This window comes from Streptosporangium sp. NPDC020145, from assembly GCF_040631275.1.
In the GTDB taxonomy this organism is placed as follows: domain Bacteria; phylum Actinomycetota; class Actinomycetes; order Streptosporangiales; family Streptosporangiaceae; genus Streptosporangium.
The window spans coordinates 28711-45041 of the sequence record NZ_JBEXZT010000020.1; the positions used below are offsets into that span (position 1 = coordinate 28711).

Consider the following 16331-nt stretch of genomic DNA (forward strand, 5'->3'; position numbering starts at 1 on the left):
TATAACTAATGCGTCTTCGAGCGAAAGAAGCATGTGATGAACATCGCCCACCGGTTCGTCGACGTGGACGGGGTGCGGGTCTTCTACCGTGAGGCCGGTCCCGCCGACGCTCAGACGCTGCTCCTGCTGCACGGTTTCCCGTCGGCGTCACACCAGTTCGGAAGGCTGATCGACGCCCTGGGAGACCGGTTCCACCTCGTGGCTCCCGACTACCCCGGCTTCGGGCACACCCAGGCCCCCGACGGGTTCGTCTACTCCTTCGACCGACTCGCCGACGTGGTCGAGGGCTTCGTCGACCGGCTCGGGCTCGGGCGGTTCGCGGTCTACATGTTCGACTTCGGCGCGCCGGTCGGCTTCCGGCTGGCCGTACGGCGGCCCGAACTGGTCGCGGGCCTGGTGGTGCAGAACGGCAACGCCTACGAGGAGGGGCTGAGCGAGCAGGCGCGCGGGTTCATCGCGCTCGGCCCGGGTCAGGAGGACCAGGTCCGGGGGCTGCTGACCCTGGAGGCGACCAGGGGGCAGTACGAGGGCGGGACGTCGGACCCGGAGACGATCTCTCCTGACGGCTGGACCCTCGACCAGCACTTCCTCGATCTGCCCGGTCGCAAGGAGGCGCAGGTCGCGCTGGCCTTCGACTACCGGAGCAACGTGGCGCGCTACCCCGAGTGGCAGGAGTGGCTGCGCGCCAACCGGCCGCCGACGCTGGTCGTCTGGGGGAGCAACGACCCCTTCTTCGTCGCGGAGGGGGCCAGGGCGTACCTGCGGGACGTGCCCGAGGCCGAGCTGCACCTTTTCGATACCGGCCATTTCGCTCTCGAAGAGAAACTTCCGGAAATAACCCCTCTTATCGCCGACTTCCTTGAGCGTGTCGGAAAGGACAACGGATGAAGATCGCAGTCGTCGGAGCGACCGGCCACATCGGCTCGGCCGTACTGAAGGAGGCCGGTGACCGTGGCCACGAGGCCGTGGGTCTGGCCAGGAACGTCTCCGGGCTGGAGAACGGCGTCGCGATCGACGTGCTCGACCCCGCCTCGGTCGCCGAGAAACTGTCCGGCTACGACGCGGTGATCCTCGCCGTGAAGGGGGACGTGCCGGGGGCCGTACGGAACCTGATCGACGTGCTGCCCGGAGCCGGTGTGACGCGGGTGCTGGTCGTGGGCGGCGGCGGCAGCCTTGAGGCCGCCCCGGGACAGCGCTTCGTCGACGGCCCCGACTTCCCCAAGGAGTATCTGGAGGAGGCCACGTCCCAGGCGAAGGCGCTCGACCTGCTGCGGGCCGAGGGCGACGCGCTCGACTGGTCCTATGGCAGCCCGCCCCCGGCCTACCTGGTCGACGGCGAGCGGACCGGCGTCTACCAGGTGAGGGGCGGCGACACCCCGATCGACGGCATCGCCACCCGCATCACCGTTCCCGACTACGCCGCGGCCCTGATCGACGTCCTGGAGAACGGCTCCTTCGTCAGGGAGCGCTTCAGCACCGGTTACTAGGGCCTGTTCTCCGGCCTGCGGGGGCGCCGGGAGACGGTCCCCGAGGTCATCAGGGACGAGGATCTCCGACCGCCGCCGGGTACGGGCGCCGTACCCGGCGGATTAATGATGTGCGAACCTCTCACATCGGCGGATACCCTGCGCGAGGACCTGAGGAGGGGTTTGCGTGGGGCACGTTGAGGTTGGCCATCTGACCTATGTTCTCCCGGACGGACGGCCGTTGCTCGACGACGTGTCGTTCCGCGTCGGCGAGGGGGTCAAGGCCGCGCTCGTCGGCCCCAACGGGGCGGGCAAGACGACGCTGATGCGCCTGATCTCCGGCGACCTCCAGCCCGTCGAGGGCAGCGTCGCCAGCTCGGGCGGCCTGGGGGTGATGCGCCAGTTCATCGGCAGCATCCGCGACGGACGCACCGTGCACGACCTGCTCCTCGGCGTCTCCCCCCTGCGCGTACGGCAGGCCGCGGAGAAGCTTGAGGCCGCCGAACTGGTGATGATGGAACGCGAGGACGAGAAGGCCCAGATGCGCTACGCGCAGGCCATCTCCGACTACGGGGACGCCGGCGGCTACGACATCGAGGTGCTCTGGGACACCTGCACCATGGCCGCGCTCGGCGTGCCGTACGACCGGTGCAAGTACCGCGAGGTCAACACGCTCTCTGGCGGTGAGCAGAAGCGGCTGGTCCTTGAGGCGCTGCTGCGCGGGCCCGACCAGACGCTGCTGCTGGACGAGCCGGACAACTACCTCGACGTGCCGGGCAAGATCTGGCTGGAGCAGGCGCTGCGCGAGACGCCCAAGACGGTCCTGCTGGTCAGCCACGACCGGCAGCTCCTGGCCAACGCCGCCGACCGCATCGTCACCGTCGAGTCCGGAAACATCTGGATCCACGGTGGCGGTTTCGCCACCTACGCCCAGGCCAGGAAGGACCGCAACGAGCGCCTCGGCGAGCTGCGGCGCCGCTGGGACGAGGAGCACGCCAAGCTCAAGCGCCTGGTCGTCATGCTCGGCCAGAAGGCGAAGTACATGGACACCATGGCCGCCGCCTACCACTCCGCCCAGACGCGGCTGCGCAGGTTCGAGGAGGCCGGGCCGCCCGAGGTCGCGCCGAGGGACCAGAACATCAGCATGCGCCTGCGCGGCGGCCGTACCGCCAAACGCGCGGTGATCTGCGAGAGCCTCGAACTGACCGGCCTGATGAAGCCGTTCGACCTGGAGGTCTGGTACGGCGAGCGGGTCGCGGTGCTCGGTTCGAACGGCTCGGGCAAGTCGCACTTCCTGCGCCTGCTGGCCGGGGAGGAGATCCGGCACACCGGGCTGTCCAGGCTCGGTGCCCGGGTCGTGCCCGGTCACTTCGCGCAGACCCACGCCCGTCCCGAACTGCTCGGCAAGACGCCCTGCGAGATCGTCATGACCGAGCACGCGAAGCTGCGCAACGAGGCCATGAAGGCGCTCTCGCGCTACGAGCTGGCCGGTGACGTGGGCGACCAGCGGTTCGAGACGCTGTCCGGCGGACAGCAGGCCAGGCTGCAGATCCTGCTGCTCGAACTGTCCGGGACCACCCTGCTGCTGCTCGACGAGCCGACCGACAACCTCGACCTGGCCAGTGCCGAGGCCCTCCAGGAGGGGCTCAACGCCTTCGACGGGACGGTGCTCTCCGTCACCCACGACCGTTGGTTCGCCGAGGACTTCGACCGCTATCTGGTCTTCGGCTCCGACGGCAGGGTCTACGAGTCGTCGGAGCCCGTCTGGGACGAGACCCGGGTGGTCAGGAAGCGCTGAAACATGCCTTTGGGGATTCTGTACAAATAATCCGGCATAGGGAATCTCAGTTAAAGAATTCCCCCGAGGCGTGCGTGTCCGGTGTGAGCCCGAATAACCACGGGTTATCACGGCTATGTGACGCACAGTACCCGAATCGTCGGCGCCATCGCCCTGCTGCTCCTGGCCGGATGCTCCACCGGTCCCGAACAGCGGGAGGCGGCTCCGCTCAAGCCGCTCACGGTCAAGGAGCAGGTCTCGTCCGTCGTCAAGAAGGACGGGGGGTACGTGGTGAACTGGGCCGGCGTGCTCGCCAACAGCAATCCCTGGCATTTCGGGGAGAACGTGGTGGCCACGGTGATCGCCAAGGACGCCGCGGGCAAGGAGATCATCCGGTTGCAGCAGCCCCTGGACGCCGTGCCGCCCGCCGGGCTGTTGCCGTTCAGCGGTGAGGTGGTAGCCACCGAGCAGCCGACCCGGGTCGACATCGACTACCGGCCCGCCGAGTGGCGGCTCGCCGGGCGGATCGTCTCGGCCTTCCAGCCGTTCCCGGTCACCGACGTGATGACCGTGCGCAGGGAGAACGGCTACGTGGTCGTCGGCTACGTCGGCACGCCGTACCGGCTGCCCGCGGGCAGCCTGGAGGTCACCGCGCTGCTGCGGGACAAGGACGGCAAGCTGCTCGGCGGCGGGAGCGCGTTCGTCGACGACGTCCGCTCGGACAGTACGCGGCGTTTCGTCATGCACATCGAGAGCGTCCCGAACACCAAGCAGATTGCGAAGGCCGAGGTCGAGGCGCACACCTGGGGGTCGAGCAGCCGTCCCTACGAGCAGCTCGCGCTGGGCGGCAGCGTGCCGGTACACACGGTCAAGCCGACGACGGCCGCCTTCGCCAGGGATCGGGGCAGGCAGGGAATGGCCGCGGGGGACGCCAGACCGTGACATTGGGCTTTTCGGGCGTTTAGTGTGTTTCACCTTTTTGGTGGGGCTCCGGGTCTTCCGAGACCCGGAGCCCTTTTTTGTGCACGCTTTTTGATGTGATTTTTCCTGCTTTTCCGGCATTTTTAAAAGGCGGGGGAAATTTCGGGGAATGTGGGAGTAATGAAGGCTGGGGGAGAACCGGGGAGTCTGTGTGGGAAAGGTCCTTCTTCGGGCGTTGTTCCCGGCATTTTCCATGCCTGATGCGCCTGAGAGGAAATCCCACTGAACGACGCCGATCGCGTTATGTGTGTTACATGTGTGCGAAGAGTGACTATGGGGAATCTGGAGTCAAGCGAGCTGTCATGCAGTGACACATAGCGATATGCGCTGATTCGTTGGCGTCATGGGAGAGGTGAAATATGCACTCCGTACGCGGAAGGCGTTGTCACGTCGTCGCGGTGGTCTCCGGACTGGCATGCTGCCTGGTCGCGGGCGTGGAAGCCGGTTCAGGAGCCACGGCCTGGTCCCAGACCCGAACCGGCCCCACGGCCGAGGAGGTCGCCGAGGCGCGCTCCGCGGCCGTCGAGCGAAGTAAACAGTTGGACGACGCCACGGCCAGGCTGGACGAGGCCAGACGGCGTCTGGAGGAACTGGTCGCCCTGGAACGCGCGGGAGGGCCGGCCTCTGCGCCCTCGGTCCTCCCCGACGCCCCTGGCGTCTCCGCCGCAACGGCCGTGGGGCCGGACCCCGAGGTGGACGAGGACGAGATCCTGGTCCAGGCGCGGAACGTCGGCCCGGACGGCGAGAGCGGGACGACCGTCTCCGGATTCGGCCCTGACGTGGTCGGGCAGGCGGCCGAGGTACGCAGGTTCAGCCTGGAACGCGCCCGGCTCAGGACGGAGGCCGAGACGGCGCTGACCACCGCGCAGCGACTGGTCGCCGAGCGGGAGGCGGCCAGGAAGAGGCGAAGGGCGGCCAGGGGGCGCTCCAGGGCGCGCGCGGCGGCCCAGAAGGCCCAGCAGGCTCAGACGACCCAGACGGCCCAGGCCGTTCAGCCGGTCCAGACGACCCAGGTCGCCGCGCTCACGGAGCAGACACGCGGGAACGTCGTCGCGGACTGGGCGCTGACCCAGATCGACAAGCCCTACGTGTGGGCGAGCGCTGGACCGTCCGGCTACGACTGCTCAGGGCTCACCATGCAGGCCTGGGCCAGGGTCGGGGTCAAGATGGACCACTGGACGGGCACCCAGTGGACCGCGGGCAGGCACGTGCCGTACGACCGGCTGCAGCGTGGGGACCTGCTCTTCTTCGGCCGCGGTACCCGTAGACCCGCCGACATCCGGCACGTGGGCATCTACATCGGAAACGGCATGATGGTGCACGCCCCGCAGACCGGGGACGTGGTCCGGGTCGCGCCGATGTGGCGCAAGGACCTCATCGGCGCGACCCGCCCCGCCTGAGGGCGCGGATCCGCAGTGTCAGACAGGCGGCGGATCAGTGCTGGTGGCCGGCCTCCTCGGCGCGCTTGATCGACCGCGCGATCTCCTCCTCGGCCTCGACGCGGCCGACCCAGTTGGCGCCCTCGACCGACTTGCCGGGCTCCAGGTCCTTGTAGACCTCGAAGAAGTGCTGGATCTCCAGGCGGTCGAACTCGGGGACGTGGTGGATGTCGCGGATGTGCTCCATCCTCGGGTCGGTCGCCGGGACGCACAGCACCTTGTCGTCACCGCCCTTCTCGTCCGTCATGCGGAACATCCCGACCGCGCGGCACTTGATCAGGCACCCCGGGAAGGTCGGCTCCTGAAGCAGCACCAGAGCGTCGAGGGGGTCTCCGTCCTCGCCGAGGGTGTCCTCGATGAAGCCGTAGTCGGCGGGGTACTGCGTGGAGGTGAACAGCATCCGGTCGAGCCTGATGCGGCCGGACTCGTGGTCCACCTCGTACTTGTTCCGTTGCCCCTTGGGAATCTCAACGAGAACGTCGAACTCCACCGCGTGTTCCTCCGCTCAAGCCCCCGGGCACCCCCGGATGGGCGTTAATGTCTCGTAGAAGTATCGAATGATGAGAGGTCGGCGACATAATGCGGCGCGAGCGGGGGGTGGCCTTGGTCACTCTCGTCTTGCTGCAACTGTTCGTCGTCGCGGCCGGCGCTCACCTGCTCACCAGCGACGAGCTGACTGAGAAGGCGCCCGAACCGGTCGCTTCGGCAGAGCCGCCTCCACCCGTCCCGGTCATCACCGCGGGTCCGGTGCTGGCCGCGCGGGGGAACGGACCTCTCCCTGCCAAGGGTACTTTGGCGGCGAAGCTCACCGAGGCGTTGGGGGACCCCGCACTGGGCGACAGCGTCGGCGCCGCGGTCGTCGACGTCGAGACCGGCGCCCTGCTCTTCGGCAGCGGAGCCGAGACGGGCGTGACCCCGGCCTCGACGACCAAGGTCGCGACCTCCGTCGCGGCGCTGGCCTCCCTGGGCCCCGACGCCACGATCAGCACCCGCGTCGTGCGCGGCCCGACGTCGAAGTCGATCACCCTGGTCGGCGGGGGCGATCCCACGCTGAGCGCCAGGAAGGCTCCCGGCGTCTACCCCCAGCCCGCCTCGCTGGCCGCCCTGGCCATGCGTACGGCCAGGGCGCTCAAGGCGACCGGGATCACCGCGGTGAACGTCACCTACGACGACAGCCTCTACACCGGCCCGAGAACCGCCCCGACCTGGAAGCCCGGCTACGTGCCCGAGGGCAGCGTCGCCCCCGTGACGGCGCTCGCGATCGACGAGGGCAAGGTCGCGCCGGGCAGCCACCAACGGGTCTCCGACCCCTCCCGTACGGCATACGCCACGTTCGTCTCGCTGCTGACGAAGTACGGCGTGAAGGCCGCCAAGGTCACCAAGGCCAGGGTCAGGGCGCCCAAGGAGGCCCAGGAGATCGCCAGGGTCGACTCGGCTCCGGTCTACGCCCTGGTCGAACGGGCCCTGACGCTCAGCGACAACGACCTCACCGAGGCCCTCGCCAGGCAGGTGGCCCTCAAGGAGGGCAGGCCCGCCTCCTTCGAGGGGGCGGCGCAGGCCGTGCTCGGGGTGCTCGGCAGGCTGAAGCTGGCCCAGGGGGTGCGGGTCTTCGACGGCTGCGGCCTGTCCCCGAGGAACCGCATCGCCCCGGCCGCCCTGGCCAGGCTCGTCGCCGCGGCCACCTCCCCGGCCAACCCCCACCTGCACTCGGTGATCAGCGGCATGCCCGTCGCCGGGTTCACCGGCACGCTGGGGCACCGCTTCGTCAAGGACGACGCGGTCCACGGCCTCATCCGCGCCAAGACCGGCACCCTGGACGGGGTCAACGCGCTGGCCGGGACGACCGTGACACGCGGCGGACGCCTGGTGACCTTCGCCTTCATGGCCGACAAGGTCCCGCCCGGCTGGGGCAAGGCGGAGGCGGCCCTCGACAGGCTCGCCGCCATCGTCGCCGCAGGCTGATTGACGACACTGACCGCGCGGGCGGTACGGATACCACGTACGGTGGACGGTATGCAGGTGATCGACTGGGACCTTGCCGTCGCGACCGGAACGCGCCTGGTGCGCCCCGGGCCGCAAGTGAGCCGAGAGGAGGCCCGCAGGGCGGTCGCCGAGCTGCGGCAACTCTCCAGAATCGCCGAGGGACACGTCCGCGAGTTCACCCGGATCGACACCGAGACCGCGCCCGTGGCCGCGACCGTCGTCGACCGGCCGGGCTGGATCAAGGCCAACGTCGAGGGCTTCCGGGTGGTGCTCGAACCGCTGACCCAGCGGATGGCCGCCCGCAAGGAGCAGACGCCCGCGATCGTGACCGCGGTCGGCTCCCGCATCACCGGGGTCGAGGTCGGCGCGGTGCTGGCCTTCCTGGCCTCCCGCGTCCTGGGGCAGTACGAGCTGTTCCTGCCCCCCGACCCCTCGGGCAGGCAGCCCGCGGGCCGTCTGACGCTGGTGGCGCCCAACATCGTCCACGCCGAGCAGGAGCTCGACGTCAACCCGCGTGACTTCCGGCTGTGGGTCTGCCTGCACGAGGAGACCCACCGGGTGCAGTTCACCGGTGTGCCCTGGCTCAGGGAGTACGTCCGCTCCCAGATGACGGACTTCCTGCTCGCCTCCGACATGGACCTGAGCACGCTCCTCGACCGGCTCCGCTCGGCGGCCGACGCGGTCGCCGACGCCGTCAGGGGCGGCGAGGGCAACCTGATCGACGCGATCCAGACCCCCGAGCAGAAGGAGATCCTCGACCGGCTCACCGCGGTGATGACCCTGGTCGAGGGGCACGGCGACTACGTGATGGACGCGGTCGGCCCCGCCGTCGTGCCGACCGTCGCCGACATCCGCGCCAAGTTCCAGCACCGCCGCGAGGGCGGCTCCCGGCTCGACCGCACGGTCCGCAAGCTGCTCGGCGTCGACCTCAAGATGAAGCAGTACGCCGAGGGCTCGACCTTCGTCCGCACGGTCGTCGAGCGGGTCGGGATGGACGACTTCAACAAGATCTGGACCTCCCCGCAGACGCTTCCGACCCAGGACGAGATCGGCGACCCCGGCCGCTGGATCGCCAGGGTCGTCGGCACCCGGGCCCTGCCCGGCGCCAACGGCACCGCCGTCGCCCCGGAGGAGGGCCCGGCGGCCTGACGGGCCCTTCCTGAGCCCTCCCCGGGCCCCGCCTGGAGTGCTCCCGGGCCCCGCCTGGAGTGCTCCCGGGCCCGGCCTGGCGTGGGAGAGGCGTCACAGGGCGGACAATGGCGGGCATGGGTCCGCCTCCCGCCGTCGCCGACGTCCGCCGGGCCGTACGGCTCGCGCTGGACGGCACGGCGCCGGGCTCTCTCGTGCTGGTCGCGTGCAGCGGCGGCGCCGACTCCCTGGCGCTGGCCGCGGCGACCGGTTTCGTCGCCCCCCGCGCGGGGCTGCGCGCCGGACTGCTCACCGTCGACCACGACCTGCAGCCCGGCTCCGACGACCGCGCCCGTGACCTCGTACGGCTCGCCCCCTCGCTGTGCCTCGACCCGGCGGAGGCGGTGCGCGTCCGCGTCGGGACGGAAGGGGGGCCGGAGGCGGCGGCCAGGCAGGCGAGATACGCCGCGCTGTCCGAGGCCGCAGAGCGCCTCGGGGCGGCGGCCGTGCTTCTCGGACACACCAGGGACGACCAGGCGGAGACCGTCCTGCTCGGCCTGGCCAGGGGGAGCGGCACCCGCTCACTGGCCGGGATGCCGGCGCGGGCGGGGCTGTACCTGAGGCCGCTGCTCGGGCTGGGCAGGCGGACGACCGCGGCCGCCTGCGCGGGGATGGGGCTGTGCCCCTGGGAGGACCCGCACAACCGCGATCCCCGCTACACCCGGGTCAGGGTCAGGACCCGGCTGCTGCCCGCCCTTGAGGACGAACTGGGGCCCGGCGTCGCCGAGGCGCTCGCCAGGACCGCCGACCTGTGCCGGGACGACGCCGACGCCCTTGACGGCTGGGCCGGACGGGCGTACGCGGAGGCGGTCGCCCGGGGCGCGGGTGATTCAGCTCTTAGCGATATCGCGGACGAACCCGGGGCGGTGGTGCTGGCCGTACGGGAGGTGGTGGATCTGCCCTCCGCGGTGCGGCGCCGGGTGCTGCGCAGGGCGGCGATCGAGGCCGGATCGCCGCCGGGGACGCTCGCCGCCGCCCACGTCCTCCAGGTGGACCGCCTGGTCACCGCGTGGCGGGGGCAGCGCCGCGTAGAGGTCCCCGGAGGGATTGGGGTGGTGCGCCGGTATGGCACCCTGGTGTTCGCCAGACACCCAGCAAGCCCCATCTCGTAAGGAAAAATCCCAGGTGGACGCAGCCGACATGGGCAAGGACCTCGAAAGGGTCCTCATCACCGAAGAAGAGCTCCAGGCAAAGATCAAGGAGCTGGCGGGCCGCATCGACGAGGACTACGCGGGAGGGGACCTGCTGATCGTGGGCGTGCTCAAGGGCGCGGTCATGGTCATGGCCGACCTGGCGAGAGCACTCCACCTGCCGGTCCAGATGGACTGGATGGCGGTCTCCTCCTACGGCGCGGGCACCAAGACCTCGGGCGTGGTCCGGGTTCTCAAGGACCTGGACACCGACATCGCCGGGCGGCACGTGCTGGTCGTCGAGGACATCATCGACTCCGGCCTGACCCTTTCGTGGCTGGTGCACAACCTGAAGTCCCGAAACCCCGCCTCGGTGGAGATCTGCGCGGCTCTGCGCAAGCCGGACGCGGTCAAGGTGCCGCTCGACGTGAAATACATCGGATTCGACATTCCGAACGAGTTCGTGATCGGTTACGGCCTCGACTACGCAGAGCGATACCGCAATCTTCCCTTCATTGGGACCCTCGCGCCCCATGTGTATGGGGCCAGCTGAAAAAGTACGCCCTGGGCGAAGTCTGCCCCTCCTGCGTACGACATTCGCCATAGGGGAGGGGAACACACGCCCACCTGACGTACGTTGGTAGGGCAAAGCCGGTGCTGTCCGGGCGGTTACTCCGTGCGGCACACCGGTGTACCTTCGGACGATCAAGAGGGCGGCTTCGCCCGCCAACTCTTGGTCGTCAGTTGGAGCGGTTAGGGAGACCGCGAGCCCCGGGCTCCGTCCGGGGTTGCCAGGCCATGGTCAGGAAGGGACGGGCCCGCCGGGGTTCCGCATCGGATGGATCTCAAGCGATTTACACGTGGGCCACTGCTGTGGATCCTGGGCATCGTCGTGCTGCTCCTGCTCGTCACCACGATGTGGAACAGCGACGGCAGCATCGACAAGGCCGACACCTCACAGATCGTCAGCTGGATCAACGAGGGCAAGATCTCCAATGCGAAGGTCATCGACAAGGACCAGCGCATCGAGGTCACTCTGACCGACGGTAAGCGCTACTACTCCTCGTGGGTGACCGGCCAGGGTGTCCAGCTCACCGGCCAGCTCCAGGCCGCCAAGGACGCCGGGAAGCTCGCAAAGGGCTACACCGTCGACGTGCCGAGGGACAACTTCCTTCTCGGCCTGCTGATGAGCTTCCTGCCGATCGTCTTCGTCGTGCTGTTCTTCCTGTTCATCATGAACCAGATGCAGGGCGGCGGCTCCCGGGTGATGAACTTCGGCAAGTCGAAGGCCAAGCTCATCACCAAGGACACCCCCAAGACCACCTTCGCCGACGTCGCGGGCGCGGACGAGGCCATCGAGGAGCTCCAGGAGATCAAGGAGTTCCTCCAGGCCCCCGCCAAGTTCCAGGCCATCGGCGCCAAGATCCCCAAGGGCGTCCTGCTTTACGGCCCGCCCGGAACCGGTAAGACCCTGCTCGCCAGGGCGGTCGCCGGTGAGGCCGGGGTCCCGTTCTACTCGATCTCCGGTTCCGACTTCGTCGAGATGTTCGTCGGTGTCGGCGCCTCCCGGGTGCGCGACCTGTTCGAGCAGGCCAAGGCGAACGCCCCGGCCATCATCTTCATCGACGAGATCGACGCGGTCGGTCGTCACCGTGGCGCCGGTCTCGGCGGCGGTCACGACGAGCGCGAGCAGACGCTGAACCAGCTCCTCGTCGAGATGGACGGCTTCGACGTCAAGGGCGGCGTCATCCTGATCGCCGCGACCAACCGGCCCGACATCCTTGACCCGGCGCTGCTGCGCCCGGGGCGTTTCGACCGCCAGGTCACCGTCGACCGCCCCGACCTTGAGGGCCGCAAGGGCATCCTCAAGGTGCACGGCAGGGGCAAGCCGTTCGCCGAGGGCGTCGACCTCGACGTCATCGCCCGCCGGACGCCCGGCTTCACCGGTGCCGACCTGGCCAACGTGATCAACGAGGCCGCGCTGCTCACCGCCCGCGCCGACCAGAAGCTCATCACGATGGAGACCCTTGAGGAGTCCATCGACCGCGTGATGGCCGGTCCCGAGCGCAAGTCGCGCGTCATGTCGGACCAGGAGAAGAAGATCATCGCGTACCACGAGGGTGGACACGCCCTGGTCGCGCACGCGCTGCCCAACTCCGACCCGGTTCACAAGATCACGATCCTGTCCCGTGGACGCGCCCTCGGTTACACGATGACGCTGCCCATGGAGGACAAGTTCCTGGCGACCCGCTCCGAGATGATGGACCAGCTCGCGATGCTGCTCGGTGGCCGCACGGCTGAGGAGCTCGTCTTCCACGAGCCCACCACCGGCGCCTCCAACGACATCGAGAAGGCCACCTCCATCGCCCGCCGCATGGTCACCGAGTACGGCATGAGCGAGCAGCTCGGCGCCCGTAAGTTCGGCGCGGGCAACGCCGAGGTCTTCCTCGGACGTGAGATGGGTCACGAGCGCGACTACTCCGAGAAGATCGCCTCCGCGATCGACGAGGAGGTCCGCCGCCTCATCGAGTCCGCGCACGACCAGGCGTGGGAGATCCTCGTCGAGTACCGTGACGTGCTCGACAACCTGGTGCTCGAACTCATGGAGAAGGAGACCCTCTCCCGCGAGCAGGTGCTGCAGATCTTCGCGCCCGTCGTGGTCAAGGAGAAGCGCCCCTCCTATTCGGGGTACGGCAAGCGGCTGCCCTCCAACCGGCCGCCTATCCTGACCCCGAAGGAGCAGTCGGGTAACGGAGCGCTCCCCGCGGGCGCCGGGCACACCGACTCTGTGGTCCCCAGGGACGGGAACTGAGTGTGAGCGTCAATCCCCTCAAGGTCGACTCCGAAAGGCTGGAGAAGGCCGTCCGCGAGATCCTCTACGCCATCGGAGAGGACCCCGACCGTGACGGCCTCCGGGACACCCCGGCACGGGTCGCGCGAGCCTACGCGGAGCAGTTCGCCGGGCTCGGGCAGACCCCCGAGGACGTCCTGACCACGGTCTTCGACGTCGACCACGACGAGATGGTGCTCGTCAGGGACATCGAGGTCTACTCGACCTGCGAGCACCACCTGGTCCCGTTCCACGGTGTCGCCCACATCGGCTACATCCCCAACGAGAAGGGGCAGGTCACCGGCCTGTCCAAGCTCGCCCGCCTCGTCGACGTCTACGCCCGGCGCCCCCAGGTGCAGGAGCGGATGACCTCCCAGATCGCCGACGCGCTCATGAACGTGCTGGAGCCCAGGGGCGTCATCGTCGTCATCGAGTGCGAACACCTGTGCATGACCATGCGCGGTGTCCGCAAGCCCGGGGCGAAGACGATCACCTCGGCGGTCCGCGGCGACTTCCGCAGCAGCGACAAGACCCGCGCGGAAGCGATGGCCCTCATCCTCCGCTGATCTTTCCGCACCGAAGCCCCCGCCTTCCTGGCGGGGGCTTCGGCGTTTCTCGGAGGCTTCAGCGTTTCTCGGAGGCTTCGGCTTTTTTCGGGGGCGGAGGCCGTCGATGTCAGGAGTCGTTGTCGGGACGCGGGCCGGCCGGTGTCTCGAAAGGCCTGGCCCGGGGTCCCGGCTTTCCCGGGTGATCGCCCATGTCGTTCCTTTGGCCGAGGCGCCTGACCCCCGGGTGTGGTTTTTGAATAAGCGGCGTGAGTCCTTTTCGCGATGGCCGTGACCGGGCGGGGTTTCCGGTTTCACGAAGGCGGCCACGGAGCCTCGGCCGTTCTAGTTGCTCCGACAACGTGAATATGTGTTTACCGTGATCACGTGAAGAACGAACCGCGTACCTACGTAGTCACAGGCGCCGCCTCCGGCATCGGCGCCGTCACAGCCGACCTCCTCGCCGCCGGAGGCGATCGGGTGATCCGCTGTGACCTGAACGACGCCGACGTGCTCGCCGACCTGAGCACGCGGGAAGGCCGGGAGCGGCTGGCCGAAGGCGTCGCCGCCGCCTCCGGTGGCACCGTGCACGGCCTGGTGGCCGTGGCCGGGGTCGGCGACCTGAGCCCGGCCCCCGTACGGGTGAACTTCTTCGGCACCCTCGCCACACTCGACGCGGTCCGGCCGTTCCTGGCCCGCTCGGAACGGCCCCGCGCCGTCGTCGTCTCCTCGCTGGGCGCCATCGTCGCGGCGGACGAGGGCCTGGTCGAGGCCTGCCTGTCGCTGGACGAGGAGGCCGCGGCCGAGGAGGCGGCCAAGATCGTCGAGGCCGGGAACGGCCAGACCGTCTACACGTCGAGCAAGCTGGCGCTCAACCGATGGTTGCGCCGCGCCGCGGTCGGCCCCGACTGGGCGGGCGCCGGTATCCCGCTCAACGCCGTCGCCCCGGGCGTCGTGGACACCGAGACCGCCAGGAGGTTCGTCATCGACGACCCGGCCGCCAGGGAGCTGATAGAGGCCCTGATGCCGCAGCCACTGGGCTTCCCCGGCCCCGTCGAGGCCGTCGCCTCGCTGCTCGCCTGGACGGTGAGTCCCGGCAACGCGTTCATGACCGGGCAGATCCTCTACGCCGACGGCGGCGCCGAGGCCGTGCTGCGCCCCTAGAGTTCGCGGATACGGTTCTGACCCGGTAGGAACCGTGTCCGCGCCGGGCGTATCTCGGCCGTGGCGGTGTGAACGACCTGGGCTGAGCCGGCAGCCCCATGCCTCGAATCCCGAAATATGGCCTTAAGTCTTTTTCTAAGGTGACTAGTGCATCAACAGATGGCCCCGGCGGAATCGTTCGCCTTCGAGGGGTTCACGGAGCATTCGGCCTATTTCGAGGAATCCGGCGTCGGTGGCAAGTTTCGCGAGGTCGTCGATCGGCCATCGGTAGGCCGTCGTCACCTTATGGTCGAACGGTGTGACCGGATCGCCCTCCGACTCGAAGAAGCCGAGCAGCAGGTGCCCGCCGGGCGCGAGCACCCGCCGGAACTCGGCGAAGTACGCGGGCACCTCCCTGGGCGGGACGTGGATGATCGAGTACCACGACAGGACGCCCCGCAGCTCGTCGTCGGCCAGGGCCAGGGCGTCCATGGAACCGACCTCGAACCGCATGTCCGGATACGCCTCACGGGCGATGTCGATCATCACCGGTGACAGGTCGACGCCGAAGACGTCCACCCCCAGGTCTCTGAGGTGCGCGGACGTCCGCCCCGGACCGCATCCCAGCTCGGCGACGGGGCCGGCGTCCCGTACGAGCTCGGCGAACACGGCGAGCACCGCGCGGTCGAGCGGAAGGGGGTCGAGGTAGTTCCTGGTGAGTTCGGTGTAGAGGACGGCGACGGCGTCGTAGGCGTTCGCCGTCGTGTCGAGGTATGAGGAGGATTCGGCCACGGGCACCAGAGCCTATGAGGCTTCGCCGTCGCCTGGTAGGGCTTCGGCGTAGCGGCGGGCGAGGGTGCGGATGTGGGTGACGAGTTCGGGTGGCCCGTCGACGCGGAAGTCCATCATCAGCATGCTGAGGTAGACGGCGATGGTCTCCAGGGCGTCGGCACCGGTGACGAGGACGCTGGTGTGGGCGTCGACGGCCTCGACGATGCCGACGGCCGGGTTGATGCGGGCGATCACGGTCTCGGCGGGGGCCAGGACGGTGACACGGGCGTGGACCTTCCAGCCGGTCCGCGCGACCTCGCGCAGGACGAAGGCGACGAGGTCGTCGTCGGGCAGGGAACGGGCGGCGAAGTGGCGGGACGCGGACCGGACACGGGCCAGGCCGGCGACGGGCAACGCCCGCCAGGCGTGCGCGCCGAGGTCGTAGGCGACCAGGAACCAGCGGCGGCGCCAGCTGATCAGGCGGTAGGACTCCACCTCGGTCTCGGTGCCGTCGCGGGTCACCAGCAGGGTCACGCCGTCACGGATCGCGGCCGCGACGACGGTGAGGATGGCGGCGGGCACCGGGGCGTCCGGCTCGCGGGAGCCGACCGTGGCGGGCCCGACCGCGGTGGCGGAACGCAGGGCGGTCACCTTGCGCTGCAGGTGTCTCGGCAGGATCTGCTGGAGCTTGGCGAGCGCCCGGGTGAGGCTGGCGTCGATGTCCTCGATCCCGGTCGATCCGTCCTCGGCCAGGCCGACGGCCAGCGCGACGGCCACCGCCTCGTCGTCGTCGAGCAGCAACGGAGGCATCTTCGCGCCCTGCCCGAGCCGGTATCCGCCGACCGCCCCGCGTGTGGCGTGCACCGGGTAGCCGAGTTCGCGAAGGCGCTGGACGTCCTGCCGCAGCGTGCGTTCGGCGACACCGAGGCGCTCGGCGAGTTCACGGCCCGTGTGGGACCGGTCCTGCAGCAGGGACAGCAGGCGCAGCACCCGGGCCGTCGTCGAAGCCATTGATCCCTCACCCCCGGCAGTAATTAGGCATAAAACTAGCCTAATGGGCCCATAGGCTGATGTCACA

Annotated in this window: 15 protein-coding genes; 12 read left to right on the top strand and 3 right to left on the bottom strand. The window is 69.2% G+C overall.

Going from position 1 to position 16331, the window contains the following annotated elements:
• The first annotated feature begins 36 nt into the window (after positions 1-36).
• From ABZ463_RS28995 to ABZ463_RS29015, 5 genes are all read left to right on the top strand, one after another.
• Positions 37-888, top strand: a complete 852-nt coding sequence (locus ABZ463_RS28995) for an alpha/beta hydrolase (RefSeq protein WP_362780904.1) — start codon at positions 37-39, stop codon at positions 886-888.
• A complete protein-coding gene (locus ABZ463_RS29000) occupies positions 885-1487 on the top strand; it encodes an NAD(P)H-binding protein (protein ID WP_352014790.1) in 603 nt (200 codons plus the stop codon). The genes ABZ463_RS28995 and ABZ463_RS29000 overlap by 4 nt, the downstream gene beginning before the upstream one ends.
• Positions 1488-1653: 166 nt before the next feature.
• The gene (locus tag ABZ463_RS29005) at positions 1654-3264 is read left to right on the top strand and encodes an ATP-binding cassette domain-containing protein (RefSeq protein ID WP_362780908.1); all 1611 of its coding nucleotides are present in this window, start codon (positions 1654-1656) and stop codon (positions 3262-3264) included.
• Positions 3265-3381: 117 nt separating this feature from the next.
• Positions 3382-4185 carry a hypothetical protein gene (locus ABZ463_RS29010; RefSeq protein WP_352014788.1) on the top strand — a complete coding sequence of 268 codons (804 nt, stop codon included), beginning with the start codon at positions 3382-3384 and terminating at the stop codon, positions 4183-4185.
• 398 nt (positions 4186-4583) lie between these two features.
• Positions 4584-5624 (top strand): C40 family peptidase, encoded by a 1041-nt coding sequence (locus ABZ463_RS29015; protein ID WP_362780910.1) that lies wholly within the window; start codon positions 4584-4586, stop codon positions 5622-5624.
• Between the two features lie 34 nt (positions 5625-5658).
• Here the strand turns inward: ABZ463_RS29015 and ABZ463_RS29020 are convergent, their stop codons facing one another.
• Positions 5659-6153: an inorganic diphosphatase gene (locus ABZ463_RS29020; protein ID WP_352014786.1), complete on the bottom strand. Its 495-nt coding sequence runs from the start codon at positions 6151-6153 to the stop codon at positions 5659-5661.
• Positions 6154-6260: 107 nt separating this feature from the next.
• On the opposite strand from ABZ463_RS29020, the gene dacB reads away from it, so the two are divergent.
• The 7 genes from dacB (at position 6261) to ABZ463_RS29055 (ending at position 14503) form a co-directional block, all read left to right on the top strand.
• Positions 6261-7625 (top strand): D-alanyl-D-alanine carboxypeptidase/D-alanyl-D-alanine-endopeptidase, encoded by a 1365-nt coding sequence (gene dacB, locus ABZ463_RS29025; RefSeq protein ID WP_352014785.1) that lies wholly within the window; start codon positions 6261-6263, stop codon positions 7623-7625.
• 51 nt (positions 7626-7676) lie between these two features.
• A complete protein-coding gene (locus ABZ463_RS29030; RefSeq protein WP_352014784.1) occupies positions 7677-8795 on the top strand; it encodes a zinc-dependent metalloprotease in 1119 nt (372 codons plus the stop codon).
• Positions 8796-8911: 116 nt separating this feature from the next.
• Positions 8912-9946 carry a tRNA lysidine(34) synthetase TilS gene (gene tilS / locus ABZ463_RS29035; RefSeq protein WP_362780914.1) on the top strand — a complete coding sequence of 345 codons (1035 nt, stop codon included), beginning with the start codon at positions 8912-8914 and terminating at the stop codon, positions 9944-9946.
• 13 nt (positions 9947-9959) lie between these two features.
• On the top strand, positions 9960-10517 hold the full coding sequence (gene hpt / locus ABZ463_RS29040) for a hypoxanthine phosphoribosyltransferase (RefSeq protein ID WP_352014782.1): 558 nt from the start codon (positions 9960-9962) through the stop codon (positions 10515-10517).
• Between the two features lie 285 nt (positions 10518-10802).
• Positions 10803-12776, top strand: a complete 1974-nt coding sequence (gene ftsH, locus ABZ463_RS29045) for an ATP-dependent zinc metalloprotease FtsH (RefSeq protein ID WP_352014781.1) — start codon at positions 10803-10805, stop codon at positions 12774-12776.
• 2 nt (positions 12777-12778) lie between these two features.
• Positions 12779-13360: a GTP cyclohydrolase I FolE gene (gene folE / locus ABZ463_RS29050; protein WP_352014780.1), complete on the top strand. Its 582-nt coding sequence runs from the start codon at positions 12779-12781 to the stop codon at positions 13358-13360.
• 366 nt (positions 13361-13726) lie between these two features.
• The gene (locus ABZ463_RS29055; protein WP_352014779.1) at positions 13727-14503 is read left to right on the top strand and encodes an SDR family oxidoreductase; all 777 of its coding nucleotides are present in this window, start codon (positions 13727-13729) and stop codon (positions 14501-14503) included.
• Positions 14504-14647: 144 nt separating this feature from the next.
• Here ABZ463_RS29055 and ABZ463_RS29060 read toward each other — a convergent pair whose 3' ends face one another.
• Both ABZ463_RS29060 and ABZ463_RS29065 read right to left on the bottom strand, forming a co-directional pair.
• Positions 14648-15283 carry a class I SAM-dependent methyltransferase gene (locus ABZ463_RS29060; RefSeq protein ID WP_352014922.1) on the bottom strand — a complete coding sequence of 212 codons (636 nt, stop codon included), beginning with the start codon at positions 15281-15283 and terminating at the stop codon, positions 14648-14650.
• Between the two features lie 3 nt (positions 15284-15286).
• The gene (locus ABZ463_RS29065) at positions 15287-16264 is read right to left on the bottom strand and encodes a WYL domain-containing protein (protein WP_362780918.1); all 978 of its coding nucleotides are present in this window, start codon (positions 16262-16264) and stop codon (positions 15287-15289) included.
• Positions 16265-16331: the final 67 nt, after the last annotated feature.

What these genes read in the sequence shown, in the direction of transcription:
- ABZ463_RS28995 (WP_362780904.1), top strand. Translation starts at nt 37, where the DNA reads ATGAACATCGCCCACCGGTTCGTCGACGTGGACGGGGTGCGGGTCTTC.
- ABZ463_RS29000 (WP_352014790.1), top strand. Translation starts at nt 885, where the DNA reads ATGAAGATCGCAGTCGTCGGAGCGACCGGCCACATCGGCTCGGCCGTA.
- ABZ463_RS29015 (WP_362780910.1), top strand. Translation starts at nt 4,584, where the DNA reads ATGCACTCCGTACGCGGAAGGCGTTGTCACGTCGTCGCGGTGGTCTCC.
- ABZ463_RS29030 (WP_352014784.1), top strand. Translation starts at nt 7,677, where the DNA reads ATGCAGGTGATCGACTGGGACCTTGCCGTCGCGACCGGAACGCGCCTG.
- tilS (WP_362780914.1), top strand. Translation starts at nt 8,912, where the DNA reads ATGGGTCCGCCTCCCGCCGTCGCCGACGTCCGCCGGGCCGTACGGCTC.
- ftsH (WP_352014781.1), top strand. Translation starts at nt 10,803, where the DNA reads ATGGATCTCAAGCGATTTACACGTGGGCCACTGCTGTGGATCCTGGGC.
- ABZ463_RS29065 (WP_362780918.1), bottom strand. Translation starts at nt 16,264, where the DNA reads ATGGCTTCGACGACGGCCCGGGTGCTGCGCCTGCTGTCCCTGCTGCAG.